This is a genomic window from Burkholderia sp. 22PA0099 (assembly GCF_047497165.1).
Taxonomy (GTDB): Bacteria; Pseudomonadota; Gammaproteobacteria; order Burkholderiales; family Burkholderiaceae; genus Burkholderia.
On record NZ_CP163164.1, the window covers coordinates 106,482 to 120,520 of the forward strand.

Sequence of the window (14,039 nt, forward strand, 5' to 3'; positions counted from 1 at the left end):
CTTACCGGCCGTACAGCCGGAGCGGATTATCGACCAACAGCTTGCGGCGCAGTTCCGGATCGGGACAGAAGCGGAACATCAGGTCCACCAGGCCGCCGTCGTTCGGCATGTCGCGCGTGATGTTCGGATGCGGCCAATCGGTGCCCCACAGCACGCGGTCGGGCGCGGCCTCGATCAGCGCCTGCGCGAACGGAATCGCATCGTCGAACGGCCGCGTGCCGGCCGACACGCGCTCGCCGCCGCACACCTTGACCCACGCGAGCGGGTTGCGCATCAGTTCGAGCAGTTGTGCGAACGGTTGCTGATCGACGCCGGCCTCGGCGCGCACGCGGCCCATGTGGTCGATCACGAACGGCACCTGGATGCGCGCGATGCGATCGGCATAGGCGACGATGTCCTGCGCGTCGAGGTGCAGCACGACGTGCCAGCCCAGATGCTGAATGCGCTCCAGCACGCGATCGAACACGTCCAGATCGGGCGCGCCGCCCAGGTGCGCGACGAAGTTGAAGCGCACGCCGCGCACGCCGGCCGCGTCGAGGTCGGCCAGCTCGTTGTCGGTCACGCTGCCGTCCACGATCGCCACGCCCATGTAGCGGCCTTCGCTGCGGGCGATCGCGTCGAGCATCGCGGCGTTGTTCGTGCCGTGGCAGCTTGCCTGCACGATCACGCCGCGCGCCAGGCCCAGGAAGTCGTGCAGTTCGACCAGGCGCTCGAACGGCGCGTCGGGCGGCGTGTAGCTGCGGTCCGGCGCGTACGGGAACGCGGCGGCCGGGCCGAACACGTGGCAGTGGGCATCCCAGGCGCCGGCGGGCAGCACGTGCGCGGGGCGGACCGGATGGGGATCGGGGGGCAGGCAGGATTTCATCGGCTGTCTCGTGGCTGGCCGCTCGCGGCGGCCGTCGTTCGGGAATGGTGTGCATTGTGGTGGCTCCGCTGCCTCGCTACAATCGCCATACCAAACTAGCTGTTATACATATATCGCATAGCTCGATCATGGATCTCCGGCAACTCGACGCATTTGTCCATGTGGCGGAACTCGGCAGCTTCACGCGCGCCGCCAACACGCTGAACACCAACCAACCCGCCCTGAGCCGCCTGGTGCGGCAACTGGAGGTGGAACTGCGCCACACGCTGCTGGAGCGCAACGGGCGCGGCGTGACGCTGACGCCGGCCGGCCAGCGCATGCTGGCGCATGCCAAGGGGCTGTTGCAGCAGGTGCAGCGCGCCTCGCAGGATCTCGACGAACTGCGCGGCACGCTCGGCGGCCATTTCGGCATCGGCATCACGCCGAGCTTCGCGCGGGTCGGCACGCTCGAACTGGTGCGGCACTTCCGCGGCACGTTTCCGGGTGCGACGCTGTCGGTTGCGCAGGGGCTGTCCACCTACCTGACCGAGTGGCTGATGATGGGCCGCATCGACGTGGCCGTGCTGTACGACACGTTCGACACGCCCTCGATCGACAAGCGCACGATCCACACCGAGGAGCTGTTCCTGGTCGGGCCGGGCCACGCCGCGCCGGTCGAATCGATCACGCTGCGCGAGATCGTGCGCTATCCGCTGGTGATCCCGGGCCGCATGCACGCGATCCGCCACATGGTGGAGGCCGCCGCCGCCGAACAGGGCATCCGCCTGAACATCGAACTGGAAGTGGACGGCGTGGCCTCGATCCTCGATCTGGTCAACGAGGGGATCGGCCACGCGGTGCTGTCGCTGAACGCGATTCCGGCCGACCTGCCGCCCGGCCATTTCCGCCTGACGCGGATCACCGAGCCGACGCTGTACAGCCGCCTCGCGATCGCCACCAGCCGCCGCCATCCGTTGCCGCAACTGGCGCGGCAGGCGATCGCGATGCTGGAGGCCCAGGTGCTGCCGCTTTACGGGGCCGCGCGCGGGCGCTGAACGCGCCGCCGCCCTGCTCCGTCTCCGAACCGCCGAATCGCCCGGAACGCGGGAAAACACCAATGCCGTGCACGCGTTTGGGCGTTTACTGTATCGATACACTAAATCGATACAGTCGCCGCGTGGCCGTCGCGCCGACCCAATAACCGGCTCGCGCAGCGCGCGGCACCCAGGAGACACCACCATGCAGTCGAATTCCCGCAGACGCTTTCTTCAAACCGCCTCGGCAGCCTCGCTGGCCGCGGCCGGCATCGGCCTGCCGGCCATCGTGCGCGCGCAGGCGCCGATCGCGCTGCGCGTGTCGTCGTCGATGCCGGCCAACGACAACGCCGCGCACTACGTCTGGTATCAGCACCTGGCGGCCAACCTGAAGGCGAGCGTGGGCGATCGCATCCGCATCGATTTCTTCCCGAACAACCAGCTCGGCAAGGAAAGCGACGTGGTGCAGCAGGTCAAGGTGGGCGCGGTGGACATGATGGTGTCCGGCTCGTCGATCTGGGCGACGGTGCTGCCCGAGCTGGGCATGCTCGACCTGGGTTACCTGTTCGACGGCTTCGATCACGTCGGCCGCGCGATGGACCGCTCGGTGGGCGCCTCGTTCGACACGCTGCTGCAACAGCGCGCCGGCTGCTCGGTGGTGGGCTGGGGCTATTCGTTCGGCGGGCGCAACGTGTTCACCAAGAAGCCGGTGCACACGCTGGCCGACATCAAGGGCCTCAAGTTGCGCGTGCTGCCCACGCCGGCGTTCATGGAAACCTTCAAGCTGATGGGCGCGGTGCCCACGCCGATTCCCGTCGGCGAGCTGTACATGGCCGCGCAAACCGGCGTGGTGGACGGCTTCGAGCACGACTGCGCGACGGTGCTGGCCAGCAAGTTCGACGAGGTGGTCAAGTCGTGCTGGGAAACCCAGCACGTGTTCAGCCCGATCGTGGCCGTGATGGGCCGCCGCTCGCTGGCCAAGCTGCCGGCCGACCTGCTGCCCGCGTTCCAGGCCGCGGCCCGCAATGCCACGCTGCAGCAGCGCCAGGCCGCGATCCAGACGGCCGCGCGCGCCGCCGACGCGCTCAAGCAGCGCGGCATGCAGTTCTCGCCGATGTCGGCGGCCGATCGCGCCACCGTGCGCGGCGAGATGCAGGCCAAGCTCTACGCCAGCTTCGCGAAGCAGTATCCGGCCACCGCGCCGCTGTTCCCGGCCATCGCGGCCGCACGGAGCTGAGTTCATGCGCGCCCTGTCCACCGATTCCACGGCGGCGGCCACGGCTGCCGGCGTCGCCGCCGATGCAGCCAACGCTGCCGATGCCGCCAACGCCCTGCCCTCGACGCGGCTCGCGCGCGGCCTGAGCCGCCTGCTGCACGCGATCGAATACTTCTGCGCGGCGGTGCTGGCGGCCGATGTGGCCGTGGTGTTCATCTCGGTCGTGTACCGCTATTTCCTGCACGATCCGGTGGACTGGGCCGAGGAAGTGGCCGGGGCGCTGATGATCGTGCTGGTGTTCTGCGGCGCGGCCACGGTGCTGGCGCGCAGCCAGCACGTGGGCGTCGACCTGTTCCGCGGCATGCTGCCCGCGCGCTGGCAGCCGGTGCTGGTGCAGGCCGGCCACTGGGTGATCGCGGGCGTGGCGGCCAACCTGTGCGTGTCCTCGTACCTGCTGCTGCTCGATTCGTTCGGGCAGATGACGCCGAGCGGCCTGCCCGCCTGGATCAACGTCTATCCGCTGGTGGCGGGCAGCGCGTTCATGGCGCTGTTCGGCTTCGTCAACGCGCTGAACGGCCCGCGCCGCGCGGTGCTGCAGGCGCTGGCCGGCTGCGTGCTGGGCGTGGCCGCCGTGCTGGCCTGGAACGCGCTGGTACCCGCGCACGCGCTGCGGCCCGGCGCGCTGCTGGCGATCGGCTTCTTCGGCGGGCTGCTGCTCGGCGTGCCGATCGGCTTCGTGCTGGCGTTCAGCGCGCTGCTCTACTTCCTCGCCGAGCCGTCGCTGCCGATGCTGGTCTACGCGCAGCAGGTGGTGGCCGGCACCGATCACTTCGTGCTGCTGGCGATCCCGTTCTTCGTGCTGGCCGGCCTGCTGATGGAAAGCAACGGCATGTCGTCGCGGCTGATCGAGCTGCTGCTGCGCCTGTTCGGCCGCGTGCGCGGCGGGCTCGGCCTGATCACCATCATCGCGACCGCGTTCTTCTCGGGCGTGTCCGGCTCGAAGCTGGCCGACATCGCGGCGGTGGGCGGCGTGGTGATGCCGGCCGTGCGCCAGAGCCGCGAGGATCCGAACGAGGCCGCCGCGCTGCTCGCCGCGAGCGCCGTGATGGCCGAGACGATCCCGCCGTGCGTGAACATGATCATCATGGGCTTCGTCGCCAACATCTCGATCGCCGGGCTGTTCCTGGCGGGCGTGGTGCCGGCGGTGGTGCTGGCGGTGGCGCTGGCCGCGGTGGCCGTGATCGCGGGCCGCCGCATCGACCTGGCCGCCGCGCTGCCGAACCCGCGCACCTGGCTGCCGCTGCTGGGCGGCGCGCTGGTCGCGCTGATCATGATCGCGATGATCGGCAAGGGCGTGACCTCGGGCGTCGCCACCTCCACCGAGGTGTCCGCGTTCGCCGTGGTGTATGCGCTGCTGGTGGGCTGGCTGGCGTTCCGCGAACTGACGCCGCGCTCGATCGCCCGCGTATTCGTGCGCTCGGCGTCGATGGCGAGCAGCATCCTGTTCATCGTCGCGGCCGCGTCCAGCGTGTCGTTCGCGCTGACCATCGAGCAGATTCCCGCGCTGGTGTCCGATTCGATGATCGCGTTCGCGCATCAGTACGGCCCCACCATGTTCATACTGCTGTCGGTGCTGCTGATGATCGTGTTCGGCGCGGTGCTCGAAGGCGCGCCCGCACTGATCATCTTCGGCCCGCTGCTCACGCCGATCGCGATGCAGCTCGGCATCAATCCGCTGCACTTCGGCACCGTGATCGTGGTGGCGATGGGCCTGGGCCTGTTCGCGCCGCCGATCGGGCTGGGGCTGTTCGCCACCTGCGCGATCACCGGCACCGACGTCAAGGCGGTGGCGCGGCCGATGCTCAAATATCTGCTGGTACTGTGCGCGGCTCTCGTGGTACTGATTCTGGTGCCGTCGTTTTCCCTGTGGTTGCCGACCCGGCTCGGCCTGTAACCGGATTTCACTGTCAGACATGAGCACCATTCAGGATGTCGCCCGCCACGCCGGCGTGTCCGTCAGCACCGTCTCGAACGTGCTCAACGGCCGCACCGACCAGATGCGCCAGGACACGCTGGCGCGCGTGCAGGCCGCGATGGACGCCCTGCAATACCGCCCGAGCACGCTCGCGCGGCAATTGAAGACGGGCCAGACGCCGCTGGTCGGGCTGCTGGTGCCGTCGATCGCCAACCCGATGTACGGCTACATCGCGCGCGAGGTGGAAACGCTCGCGCAGGAGCGCTACGGCCATCGCGTGCTGATCGGCAACACCTATCGCGATCCGCTCAAGGAGGCGTCGTTCTTCGAGGATCTGCTCTCGCAGGGCGTGCGCCGCGTGATCGTGATCTCGTCGCTGGCCGACGAGCGGCACCTCGAAACCGCCGCCGAGCGCGGCATGGTGGTGGTCAGCTACGACCGCCGCGCCACCGATGGCGAACACACCCGCATCGATCACGTCACGCCCGACAACTTCGGCGCGGCGCGCATGGCCACGCGGCACCTGATCGCGCACGGTCACACGCAACTCGCCTACGCCACGCTGGCCGGCATGACCATGAGCCGTCGCGACAAGATCGACGGCTTCCTGGCCGCCGCCGACGAAGCGGGCCTGGCCGGCAGCGCACGCGTGCTCGACAGCGGCACCGTCGATGAATACGGCGATTCGATGATCGCGCAGAACGGCCGCGCGCTCGCGCAGCGGCTGGCCGCGGATGCCGACCGGCCCACCGGCATCGTCGCCGTGAACGACCTGATGGCGCTCGGGCTGATGGCCGGCCTGCGCGAATCGGGGCTGCGCGTGCCGGAGGACATCTCGATCGTCGGCATGGACGGCCATTTCCTCGGCGCGATTTCGAACCCCGCGCTGACCACCGTGCAGTTGCCCGTGCCCGCGATGGCCGCCGCGATGGTCGAGCGCGTGATGCGCCAGGGCGACGCGCCCGCCGCCGCGCCCGCACTCTTCACGGACATCGCGCTGGTCGAGCGCGAATCGGTCGCGCCGCCGGCGCACCGCTGATTTCCAGGAACGCCCCATGAACAAGGTATTCGTGAGCCATCCGCGCCGGATGCTCGACCACTACTTCGGCGCGCGCGCCACCGCCGCACTGCGCACCATCGCCGAGGTCCGCTTCAACCAGGAAGATCGCGAACTGAGCACCGCCGAGCTGGCGGCCGCCGCGCACGACGCCGACGTGATCATCGGCTACCGGCAGACGCCCGCGCCGCGCGCGCTGTTCGAGGCGCTGCCGGAGCTGGTCGCGTTCCTGCGCTGCGCCGTGGACATCCGCACCATCGACGTGGCCGCCGCCAGCGAGCACGGCGTGCTGATCACGCAGGCCAGCGCCGGGTTCGTGGCGTCGGTCAGCGAATGGGTGATCGGCGCGATGCTCGACCTCGCGCGCGACACCAGCGCCTACGCGCTCGCCTATCGCGCCGGCCAGGCGCCCGTGCCGCGCATGGGCCGCGAGCTGCGCGGCGCCACGCTCGGCGTGATCGGCTACGGCCAGATCTCGCGCTACCTGTGCGGCCTCGCGCTGGCGTTCGGAATGCGCGTGATCGTGTTCGATCCGTTCGCCGACGTGACCGACCTGCGGCTGCATCAGGTCGATCGCGACACGCTGCTCGGCGAGGCCGATTTCGTGGTGTGCCTCGCGCCGGCCAACGCCGACACCGCGAACTTCATGAACGCGCAGGCGTTCGCCGCCATGAAGCCCGACGCGTTCTTCATCAATGCCGCGCGCGGCGAGCTGGTGGACGACGCCGCGTTGCTCGACGCGCTCGAACGCGGCCAACTGGCCGGCTGCGCGCTCGACGTGGGCCGCGCGGCCGACCAGATGCCGTCGGCGGCGCTCGCCGCGCACCCGCGCGTGATCGCCACGCCGCATGTGGGCGGCCTGACGCCCGGTGCGATCGAGCATCAATCGCTCGAAACCGTGACGCAAACCCAGGCGCTGTTCGAAGGCCGCCTGCCCGACGGCGCCGTGAACGCCGCGCACGCGAGCCGCTTCGCGCAGCGGGTTGCCGCCCGATCTGCCACCCGATCTACCACCCGATTCGACCTGCCGGAGCAAACCCGATGACCGCACCGCAAGCGGGCCGCCTCGACGGCGCCTGCGATTGCCATATCCATGTGTACGAAGCCGGCTACGCGCTCGCGCCGAGCGCGACGTTCACGCCGCCGCCCGCGCCCGCCTCCGCCTACCACGAGGTGCAGCAGGCGCTGGGTTTCTCGCGCGTGATCGTGGTGCAGCCCACCGGCTATGGCTTCGACAACCGCTGCACGCTCGACGCGATCGCGCGGCTCGGCAACGGCGCGCGCGGCGTGGCCGTGGTGCCGGAAAGCATCGACGAGAAGGAACTGCAACGGCTGCACGCAGGCGGCATGCGTGGCGTGCGCTTCATGATGCTGCCCGGCGGCCTGCAGGGCTGGGATGCGCTCGACGCGCTGGCCGCGCGCATCGCCCCGCTCGGCTGGAACGTCAACCTGCAACTCGACGGCCGCACGCTGCCCGAGCGCGAAGCGCAACTCCTGGCCTTGCCGGCGCGGCTCGTGATCGATCATCTGGGGAAATTTCTCGGGCCGGTGACGCGCGACGGCCAGGCGTTCGCCGCGCTGTGCCGGCTGCTCGATGCGGGGCGCTGCTGGGTGAAGCTCTCGGCGCCGTACGAAAGCTCGCGCAGCGGGCCGCCCGCCTATGACGACGTGGCCTGGATCGCCCGCGAACTCGCCGCGCGCTACCCGGAGCGCTGCCTGTGGGCCTCGAACTGGCCGCATCCGAACGTGAAGCCCACGCCCGACACGGCCCGCCTGCTCGATTGGGCGCTCGATTGCCTGGGCGCGGAAACGACACGCCGCCGGATTCTCGTCGAGAACCCGGCGGCGCTGTACGGCTTCGCGGCGGACTGAACGCCGCCGCGACGGGGCTGCGGTCAGTCGGCCTGACGACCCGCCACCATCGGATACAGCACGCCCGCGATCGCCGCGCCGATCAGCGGCGCGACCCAGAACAGCCAGAGCTGCCCGATCGCCTCGCCGCCGACGAACAGCGCCGGGCCGGTCGAGCGAGCCGGGTTGACCGAAGTGTTGGTCACCGGGATCGAGATCAGGTGGATCAGCGTCAGGCACAGGCCGATCGCGATCGGCGCGAAGCCGGCCGGCGCACGCTTGTCGGTCGCGCCGAGGATCACGAACAGGAACATGCCCGTCATCACCACCTCGCAGACGAACGCCGCCGCCAGCGAGTAATGGCCCGGCGAGCGCTCGCCATAACCGTTGGTGGCGAAGCCGCTGCCCACCACGTCGAAGCCGGGCTTGCCGGTGGCGATCAGATACAGCACGAACGCGCCGAGCGAAGCGCCCACCACCTGCGCGATCACGTAGGGCAGCAGGTCGCGCGCCGGAAAGCGCCCCGCCACGGTCAGCCCGAGGCTGACCGCCGGATTCAGATGGCAGCCCGAGACATGCCCGATCGCGAACGCCATCGTCAGCACCGTCAGGCCGAACGCGAGCGCGACGCCCGCGAAGCCGATGCCGAGCCCGGGAAACGCCGCCGCCAGCACGGCGCTGCCGCAGCCGCCGAGCACCAGCCAGAACGTGCCGAACACCTCGGCTGCGAGACGATTGGAAAGCTTCATTGAAATAACCCCTGATTTGAATCGAAAATCTTTAAACAAAATCAAATACCGCGCCAATTCGATTGATCGAATCGGGCAGGATTATAGGGCTCACGGAAAGGCGGAGCGTTAATGATTGTCAGGCGAAAGCGCCTTTGATATGCGCTGGATCACGCTTCCTGCATACGCGCGATGATTTGACATGAATTAACGTAATTCGATGAAATCCAATTCAATCAGATTTAACTTAATTTTACTTATTTGAATCTGATTGATCTGAATCGATTCGGCTGAATTCCACTCGATGCAATCGAATGCGATTGAATCGGGCCGCCTGCGCGCTTGCCGGGGCCAAGCATGCATTTGCCCGACGAAATGCTGTCGAACCGCTTCAGTTGTCATAATTTAACCGTATGGTTCACGCTCCTCGTCACTCCCCGGAGCCTTGCAGTGTCCGTCTCGTTCTTCAGCCGCCCCCGCACGCACGCCTTCGCGTTCGCCGCCTCGATGTCGTTCCTGCTCGCCGCGTGCGGCGGCGACGATTCCACCGGCAACGCGCCGGCCGCCGTCGTCTCGCAAGTGCCGGCCGCCCCGGCCGATCAAGGCTTCACGGACAGCGCGCCGGCTCCCTCGGTGGCAGCGTTCGTCGACAACGCTTACACCAACCAACGCGGCGACGCGCGCTACGCCACCCTGAGCACCAATGCCGGCGTGCGCGTGCTGGCGGGCTTCCGCGACCTGTGGCAGCCGCTGACCGACATCGTCGATGCCGGCGTGAGCGCGCCCGCCGTGACGGGCTTCCCGGCCGTGGTCGCCTCCAACTGGACCGGCCTGCCAAACGACGGCACCGCCAACGGCACCGCGCTGAACGCCGCCGTGCTCAACGCCAACGTGCAATACGTGGTGACCGCCACCACCACGCGCACCGCCGCGCAGGCCGACGCCGCCTATTACGACGACCGCCGCGGCAAGGGCTACAGCGTGACCGACGGCATGGGGCCGCTGACCTCGCTCTGGCGCACCGCCGCGCAGCAGACCACCACCATCACCACGATTCCGGCCGACGCCACCACCGTCGCCTACAACGACGGCGGCAACAACACCGGCGTGGGCGGCACCGCCAACGCCGGCTTCGGCGGCGTGGTCGATTTCATCAACACGATGGGCAACAACGCGTCGACCGAGCCGGCCAAGCGCTTCTACAAGTACGAACGGCCGTTCCGCTGGAGCAGCAGCGTGGCGGTCGTGCCCGCGCTGGTGCCGGCCGAGAGCACCACGCCCGCCACCGATGGCGGCTTCCCGAGCGGCCACTCCGCCGAAGCGATGCGCGATGCCGTGGCAATGGCCTACGTGCTGCCCGAGCGCTTCCAGGAGATGCTGAGCCGCGGCCTCGAACTCGGCGAGAACCGCATCCTGGCCGGCATGCATTCGCCGCTCGACGTGATCGGCGGCCGGATTCTCGGCGAGGCCTCGGTGGCCGCCAACCTGGCCGACGCCGCCAATGCCACGCTGAAGGCCACCGCCGTGACGCAGGCGCACACCGCCCTGTACGCCGCCACCAACACCACGTCGGCCGGCTTCCTGGCGCTCGCGCACTCCGGCACCACCGCCACCGACCGCTTCGCCGACTACGCCACCAACAAGGCAAACTACCTGCGCCGCCTGACGTTCGGCTTCGCCCCGATCGCCTCCACCGCGAGCCCTGCCGTCGTGCCCAAGGGCGCCGAGGCGCTGCTGGAAACGCGCCTGCCGTACCTGAGCGCCGACCAGCGCCGCGTGGTACTGAAGACCACCGCGCTCGCGTCCGGCTACCCGGTGCTCGACGACGCCGAAGGTTGGGGCCGCCTGAACCTGTTTTCCGCCGCCGACGGCTACGGCCAGTTCAACGGCAACGTCGCGATTTCGATGGACGCCAGCCAGGGCGGCTTCCAGGCCGCCGACACCTGGCGCAACGACATCGGCGGCACCGGCCGGCTGAACTTCGCCGGCACCGGCAAGCTGACGCTGGCCGGCAAGAACAGCTACAGCGGCGGCACGCTGGTTGCCGGCGGCACGCTCGCGGCCGGCTCGGCGAACGCGTTCGGCAACGGCGACGTGTATGTGAGCGCCGGCACCGTGGCAATCGCCGCCGCCACGCGCGCCAGCATCGCGGGCAAGTACACGCAGTTGAAGGGCGGCACGCTCGAAATCGATCGCGGTGCCGGCGACGCCGGCCGCGTGGCGGTGACGGGCGCGGTGTCGATCGTCGGCGGCACACTGCATGTGGCGTTCGCGCCGGGGTTCGCGCCGAAGGTGGGGGATACCGTCGCGTTGCTCGATTGCAGCCAGCTGGCCGGGCGCTTCGATTCCGTGGTGGTGGACGGGTTCAAGGCGACAGCGGTTTACGGGAATACGGGCGTGCAGGTCCGGATCGACGGGTGAAGCTTTTTACGTGACGCGATGCGCGGCGGGTCGAGGCCGCGCATCGCGTATCGAGCCTTCCGAAAAACAAAAAGCGCGCCCCGGTAACGCCCGGCGCGCGCCCTGCTTCCGCAACCCGACCGACAGCGCTACGAACGACTGTCGGCCGCATCCGATCTCACTCCGGCACCCCTTCGACGATCGAAATGTGCGCCTCGCTGACCCCATCCCGAGCCCGCTTCGCCTTCGCCGCCTGATACTCGGGCGAGTGATAGCACGCCAGCGCGGTCGCCATATCCGCGAAGCGGATCACCACATGCCGCTTGTAATCGGCGCCTTCGAGCACCTGTGCCTCGCCGCCGCGTGCAAGAAACACCGCGCCGTATTGCTTGAGCGCTTCGGGCGCCAGCTCCGTATAGCCCTTGTATTGTTCGGGGTCCAGAACGTTGACGTGGGCAATCCAATACGCACTCATTTATTCACCTTTTCGTTTGCCAAAGCCTTCTGCGCGATGCCGGCCGCTTCGCGGATATGTTCGGCCACCGCCTCCTTCGCCGCCGCCGCATCGCGCTGCCTGAAGATCGCCAGGCAGATCTTCTCGATGCGCTGATAGCCGGTGCGGCTGCGTTCCGTCGATTTCATCGTCATCGCGCGCAGCCGGTTGATCCGGCCGTTCAGGCGCTGCACGACCTCCCACGCCACGCTGTGGCCGGCCACCGAGAAGATCTTCTCGTACAGCTTCGACGACACGCTGATGATCAGGTTGACGTCGTCGCCATCGAAGGCGCGCTTGAAATCGGCCAGCGCGGCCTCGATCTCGGCGGCCGTTTCGGGCGTCAGGTTCGCGGTGCAATCGGCCACGGCGCTCTGCTCCAGCAGCAGGCGGATCTCGTAGATCTGCGCGGCCACGTCCCAGGTCAGCGTCGCGACCGTCGGGCCTTTGCCCGACACGGTCTCCACCAGCCCTTCCGCTTCCAGGTAGCGAATCACTTCCCGCACCACCGACCGGCTCACGCCCATTTCTTCGCACAACGTACGTTCGATCAACCGCGTGCCGCCCGGGAAGTAGCCGCTGATGATCGCGTTGCGCAGCTTCTCGTGCGACAGCTCCCGTAACGTCACCGGTGGATTTTCAATAGTCAGATTCATGGATCTTCAATTTTGGTCAGTCGCGGGAACGGGTGCGTTCCGGCGGTTGGCGACGGTACATCGGCCCGGCCGGCTCGCGATGGCCATCGCGATGTCAACCGCTGCCGCATGCTCGCCGGGCAAGCGGAGAACGGCGTGCCACCGCTGCAGGCGGCGCCTCGGATGGCGGCCATTATACGGCCACCAATACGGCCACGAACTCAGCCACGACTTGCGCCAAAGCCTTGCCCACCGTAGCGCTGCGCGCCTCGCCGCGATTGCCTCCACGCCTTCGGAACCGCTCCCGCCGACTCGATTCAGGGTTAACTCTTATGGAGTACCGTAAGATGGTATACCACAATGAATCACGCTATCAATGCCCGAAAGGAAATGCCCATGAGCCTCATCCGCAAGTCGATCCTGCATGTCGAGAACGTGTTCGTGGACGGCGCGAAAGCCGCCGCGAAACCGCTGAAAATGATCGGCGCCGTCGCCGTGATCAAGAACCCGTGGGCCGGCCGCGGTTATGTGGACAACCTCTCGCCGGAAATCCGCGAGCTGGCGCCGCAACTGAGTGCGCACCTGACGAAGCTGATCATCGACGAAGCCGGTTCGGGCGAAGCGATCGAAGCGTTCGGCAAGGCCGCGATCGTCGGCCTCGATGGCGAGCTGGAGCACGCCTCGGCGCTGATCCACACGCTGCACTTCGGCAACACGTACCGCCACGCGGTCGGCGCGAAGTCGTACCTCGCGTTCAACAACACGCGCGGCCCGGCGAACGCCCCGCTGCTGATCCCGATGATGGACAAGAACGACGAAGGCCGTCGTTCGCACTACTTGACGCTGCAATTTGCAATTCCGGACGCACCGGCCGCGGACGAACTGGTCATCGCCATCGGCGGCGCGACCGGCGGCCGGCCGCATCACCGCATTGGCGATCGCTATCAAGACCTCGCAGAGCTCGGAAATGACGTCAAGAACCCTGCCGCTGTCAAGTAAGCGCGTCGCGCACTACCTCGAGCAAGGCACCGGCGAGCCGCTGGTGCTGATTCACGGCGTGGGCATGCAGGCGCACGCGTGGTATCCGCAGATCGAAGCGCTGTCGCCCGAGTTCCATGTGATCTCGGTCGACATGCCGGGCCACGGCCACAGCGATCCGCTCGATGCCGGCGCGGGGCTGCAGCAGTTCGTGGCCTGGGCGATCGAGTTCATCGAGGCGCTGGCGCTCGGCCCGGTGAACCTGGCCGGTCATTCGATGGGCTCGCTGATCGCCGCCGGCGTGGCCGCCACGCGGCCCGACCTGGTCAAACGCGTGGCAGTCCTGAACGGTGTGTACCGGCGTACCGAAGCGGCCCGCGAAGCGGTGCTGCAACGTGCCGCCGAACTGCGCTCCGGCACGATCGACGTGGACACGCCGCTGCGCCGCTGGTTCAACAGCGAGGAAGCGCAACAAGTGGCGGCGAGCAAGGTGGCGTCGTGGCTGCAATCGGTCAGCCTGCCCGGCTACGCCACGGCCTACACGGCCTTCGCGGGCGGCGACGCGGTGTATGCGGACCGCTGGCCCGCCATCGCGTGCCCGGCGCTGGTGCTGACCGGATCGGACGATCCGAACTCCACCGCGACGATGGCGCAACAGATGGCCGAAGCCGCGCAGAACGGCCGGGCCGTCGTGATCGAGAACGAGCGCCACATGGTGAACCTGACGGCGCCCGAACGCGTCAACCGCGCCCTGCGCGACTGGCTGCAGACCACCACGCAAGCCGGCGCACCGGCCGCGGCGCAGGCATAACCCCAAGAAATCGGAAG

General features: G+C 68.4%; 13 protein-coding genes. 9 read left to right on the forward strand and 4 right to left on the reverse strand.

The features are described 5' to 3' along the window. Position 1: 1 nt before the first annotated feature. Positions 2-865, reverse strand: coding sequence for an amidohydrolase family protein (locus AB4851_RS00500; RefSeq protein ID WP_414447980.1), 864 nt, complete (start codon positions 863-865; stop codon positions 2-4). Positions 866-993: 128 nt separating this feature from the next. Between AB4851_RS00500 and AB4851_RS00505 the strand changes: the two genes are divergently transcribed. The 6 genes from AB4851_RS00505 to AB4851_RS00530 all read left to right on the forward strand — a co-directional run bounded on the left by AB4851_RS00505 (position 994) and on the right by AB4851_RS00530 (position 7,998). Continuing rightward, positions 994-1,899, forward strand: a complete 906-nt coding sequence (locus tag AB4851_RS00505; RefSeq protein WP_414441497.1) for a LysR family transcriptional regulator — start codon at positions 994-996, stop codon at positions 1,897-1,899. A gap of 184 nt (positions 1,900-2,083) precedes the next feature. After that, a complete protein-coding gene (locus tag AB4851_RS00510) occupies positions 2,084-3,115 on the forward strand; it encodes a TRAP transporter substrate-binding protein (RefSeq protein ID WP_414441496.1) in 1,032 nt (343 codons plus the stop codon). Between the two features lie 4 nt (positions 3,116-3,119). Then, the gene (locus tag AB4851_RS00515) at positions 3,120-5,048 is read left to right on the forward strand and encodes a TRAP transporter large permease subunit (RefSeq protein ID WP_414447981.1); all 1,929 of its coding nucleotides are present in this window, start codon (positions 3,120-3,122) and stop codon (positions 5,046-5,048) included. Between the two features lie 19 nt (positions 5,049-5,067). Further along, complete coding sequence (locus AB4851_RS00520; RefSeq protein ID WP_414441494.1) at positions 5,068-6,108, forward strand: LacI family DNA-binding transcriptional regulator; 1,041 nt, start codon at positions 5,068-5,070, stop codon at positions 6,106-6,108. 16 nt (positions 6,109-6,124) lie between these two features. Next, positions 6,125-7,171 carry an NAD(P)-dependent oxidoreductase gene (locus tag AB4851_RS00525; RefSeq protein ID WP_414447982.1) on the forward strand — a complete coding sequence of 349 codons (1,047 nt, stop codon included), beginning with the start codon at positions 6,125-6,127 and terminating at the stop codon, positions 7,169-7,171. Then, a complete protein-coding gene (locus AB4851_RS00530; protein ID WP_414447983.1) occupies positions 7,168-7,998 on the forward strand; it encodes an amidohydrolase family protein in 831 nt (276 codons plus the stop codon). Before AB4851_RS00525 ends, AB4851_RS00530 begins: the two co-directional genes overlap by 4 nt. A 23-nt stretch (positions 7,999-8,021) precedes the next feature. Here the strand turns inward: AB4851_RS00530 and aqpZ are convergent, their stop codons facing one another. Beyond that, on the reverse strand, positions 8,022-8,726 hold the full coding sequence (gene aqpZ, locus AB4851_RS00535) for an aquaporin Z (RefSeq protein ID WP_414447984.1): 705 nt from the start codon (positions 8,724-8,726) through the stop codon (positions 8,022-8,024). A gap of 486 nt (positions 8,727-9,212) precedes the next feature. Here aqpZ and AB4851_RS00540 point away from each other — a divergent pair, with 486 nt between their 5' ends. Further along, positions 9,213-11,126 (forward strand): phosphatase PAP2 family protein, encoded by a 1,914-nt coding sequence (locus AB4851_RS00540; protein ID WP_414449204.1) that lies wholly within the window; start codon positions 9,213-9,215, stop codon positions 11,124-11,126. A gap of 157 nt (positions 11,127-11,283) precedes the next feature. On the opposite strand, the gene AB4851_RS00545 is transcribed toward AB4851_RS00540, so the two are convergent. Further along, positions 11,284-11,580 carry a DUF1330 domain-containing protein gene (locus AB4851_RS00545; protein ID WP_414441490.1) on the reverse strand — a complete coding sequence of 99 codons (297 nt, stop codon included), beginning with the start codon at positions 11,578-11,580 and terminating at the stop codon, positions 11,284-11,286. After that, a complete protein-coding gene (locus tag AB4851_RS00550) occupies positions 11,577-12,254 on the reverse strand; it encodes a GntR family transcriptional regulator (RefSeq protein WP_414447985.1) in 678 nt (225 codons plus the stop codon). The genes AB4851_RS00545 and AB4851_RS00550 overlap by 4 nt, the downstream gene beginning before the upstream one ends. 375 nt (positions 12,255-12,629) lie before the next feature. Between AB4851_RS00550 and AB4851_RS00555 the strand changes: the two genes are divergently transcribed. Both AB4851_RS00555 and AB4851_RS00560 read left to right on the forward strand, forming a co-directional pair. Beyond that, complete coding sequence (locus tag AB4851_RS00555; protein WP_206126448.1) at positions 12,630-13,232, forward strand: amino acid synthesis family protein; 603 nt, start codon at positions 12,630-12,632, stop codon at positions 13,230-13,232. Further along, positions 13,201-14,022 (forward strand): alpha/beta fold hydrolase, encoded by an 822-nt coding sequence (locus AB4851_RS00560; RefSeq protein WP_414447986.1) that lies wholly within the window; start codon positions 13,201-13,203, stop codon positions 14,020-14,022. The genes AB4851_RS00555 and AB4851_RS00560 overlap by 32 nt, the downstream gene beginning before the upstream one ends. Positions 14,023-14,039: the final 17 nt, after the last annotated feature.

Excerpts from the sequence above, each read along its gene's own strand:
- AB4851_RS00545 (WP_414441490.1), bottom strand. The coding sequence starts at position 11,580 with ATGAGTGCGTATTGGATTGCCCACGTCAACGTTCTGGACCCCGAACAA.
- AB4851_RS00550 (WP_414447985.1), bottom strand. The coding sequence starts at position 12,254 with ATGAATCTGACTATTGAAAATCCACCGGTGACGTTACGGGAGCTGTCG.
- AB4851_RS00500 (WP_414447980.1), bottom strand. The coding sequence starts at position 865 with ATGAAATCCTGCCTGCCCCCCGATCCCCATCCGGTCCGCCCCGCGCAC.
- AB4851_RS00510 (WP_414441496.1), top strand. The coding sequence starts at position 2,084 with ATGCAGTCGAATTCCCGCAGACGCTTTCTTCAAACCGCCTCGGCAGCC.
- AB4851_RS00530 (WP_414447983.1), top strand. The coding sequence starts at position 7,168 with ATGACCGCACCGCAAGCGGGCCGCCTCGACGGCGCCTGCGATTGCCAT.
- aqpZ (WP_414447984.1), bottom strand. The coding sequence starts at position 8,726 with ATGAAGCTTTCCAATCGTCTCGCAGCCGAGGTGTTCGGCACGTTCTGG.
- AB4851_RS00560 (WP_414447986.1), top strand. The coding sequence starts at position 13,201 with ATGACGTCAAGAACCCTGCCGCTGTCAAGTAAGCGCGTCGCGCACTAC.
- AB4851_RS00555 (WP_206126448.1), top strand. The coding sequence starts at position 12,630 with ATGAGCCTCATCCGCAAGTCGATCCTGCATGTCGAGAACGTGTTCGTG.
- AB4851_RS00505 (WP_414441497.1), top strand. The coding sequence starts at position 994 with ATGGATCTCCGGCAACTCGACGCATTTGTCCATGTGGCGGAACTCGGC.
- AB4851_RS00515 (WP_414447981.1), top strand. The coding sequence starts at position 3,120 with ATGCGCGCCCTGTCCACCGATTCCACGGCGGCGGCCACGGCTGCCGGC.
- AB4851_RS00525 (WP_414447982.1), top strand. The coding sequence starts at position 6,125 with ATGAACAAGGTATTCGTGAGCCATCCGCGCCGGATGCTCGACCACTAC.
- AB4851_RS00520 (WP_414441494.1), top strand. The coding sequence starts at position 5,068 with ATGAGCACCATTCAGGATGTCGCCCGCCACGCCGGCGTGTCCGTCAGC.
- AB4851_RS00540 (WP_414449204.1), top strand. The coding sequence starts at position 9,213 with ATGTCGTTCCTGCTCGCCGCGTGCGGCGGCGACGATTCCACCGGCAAC.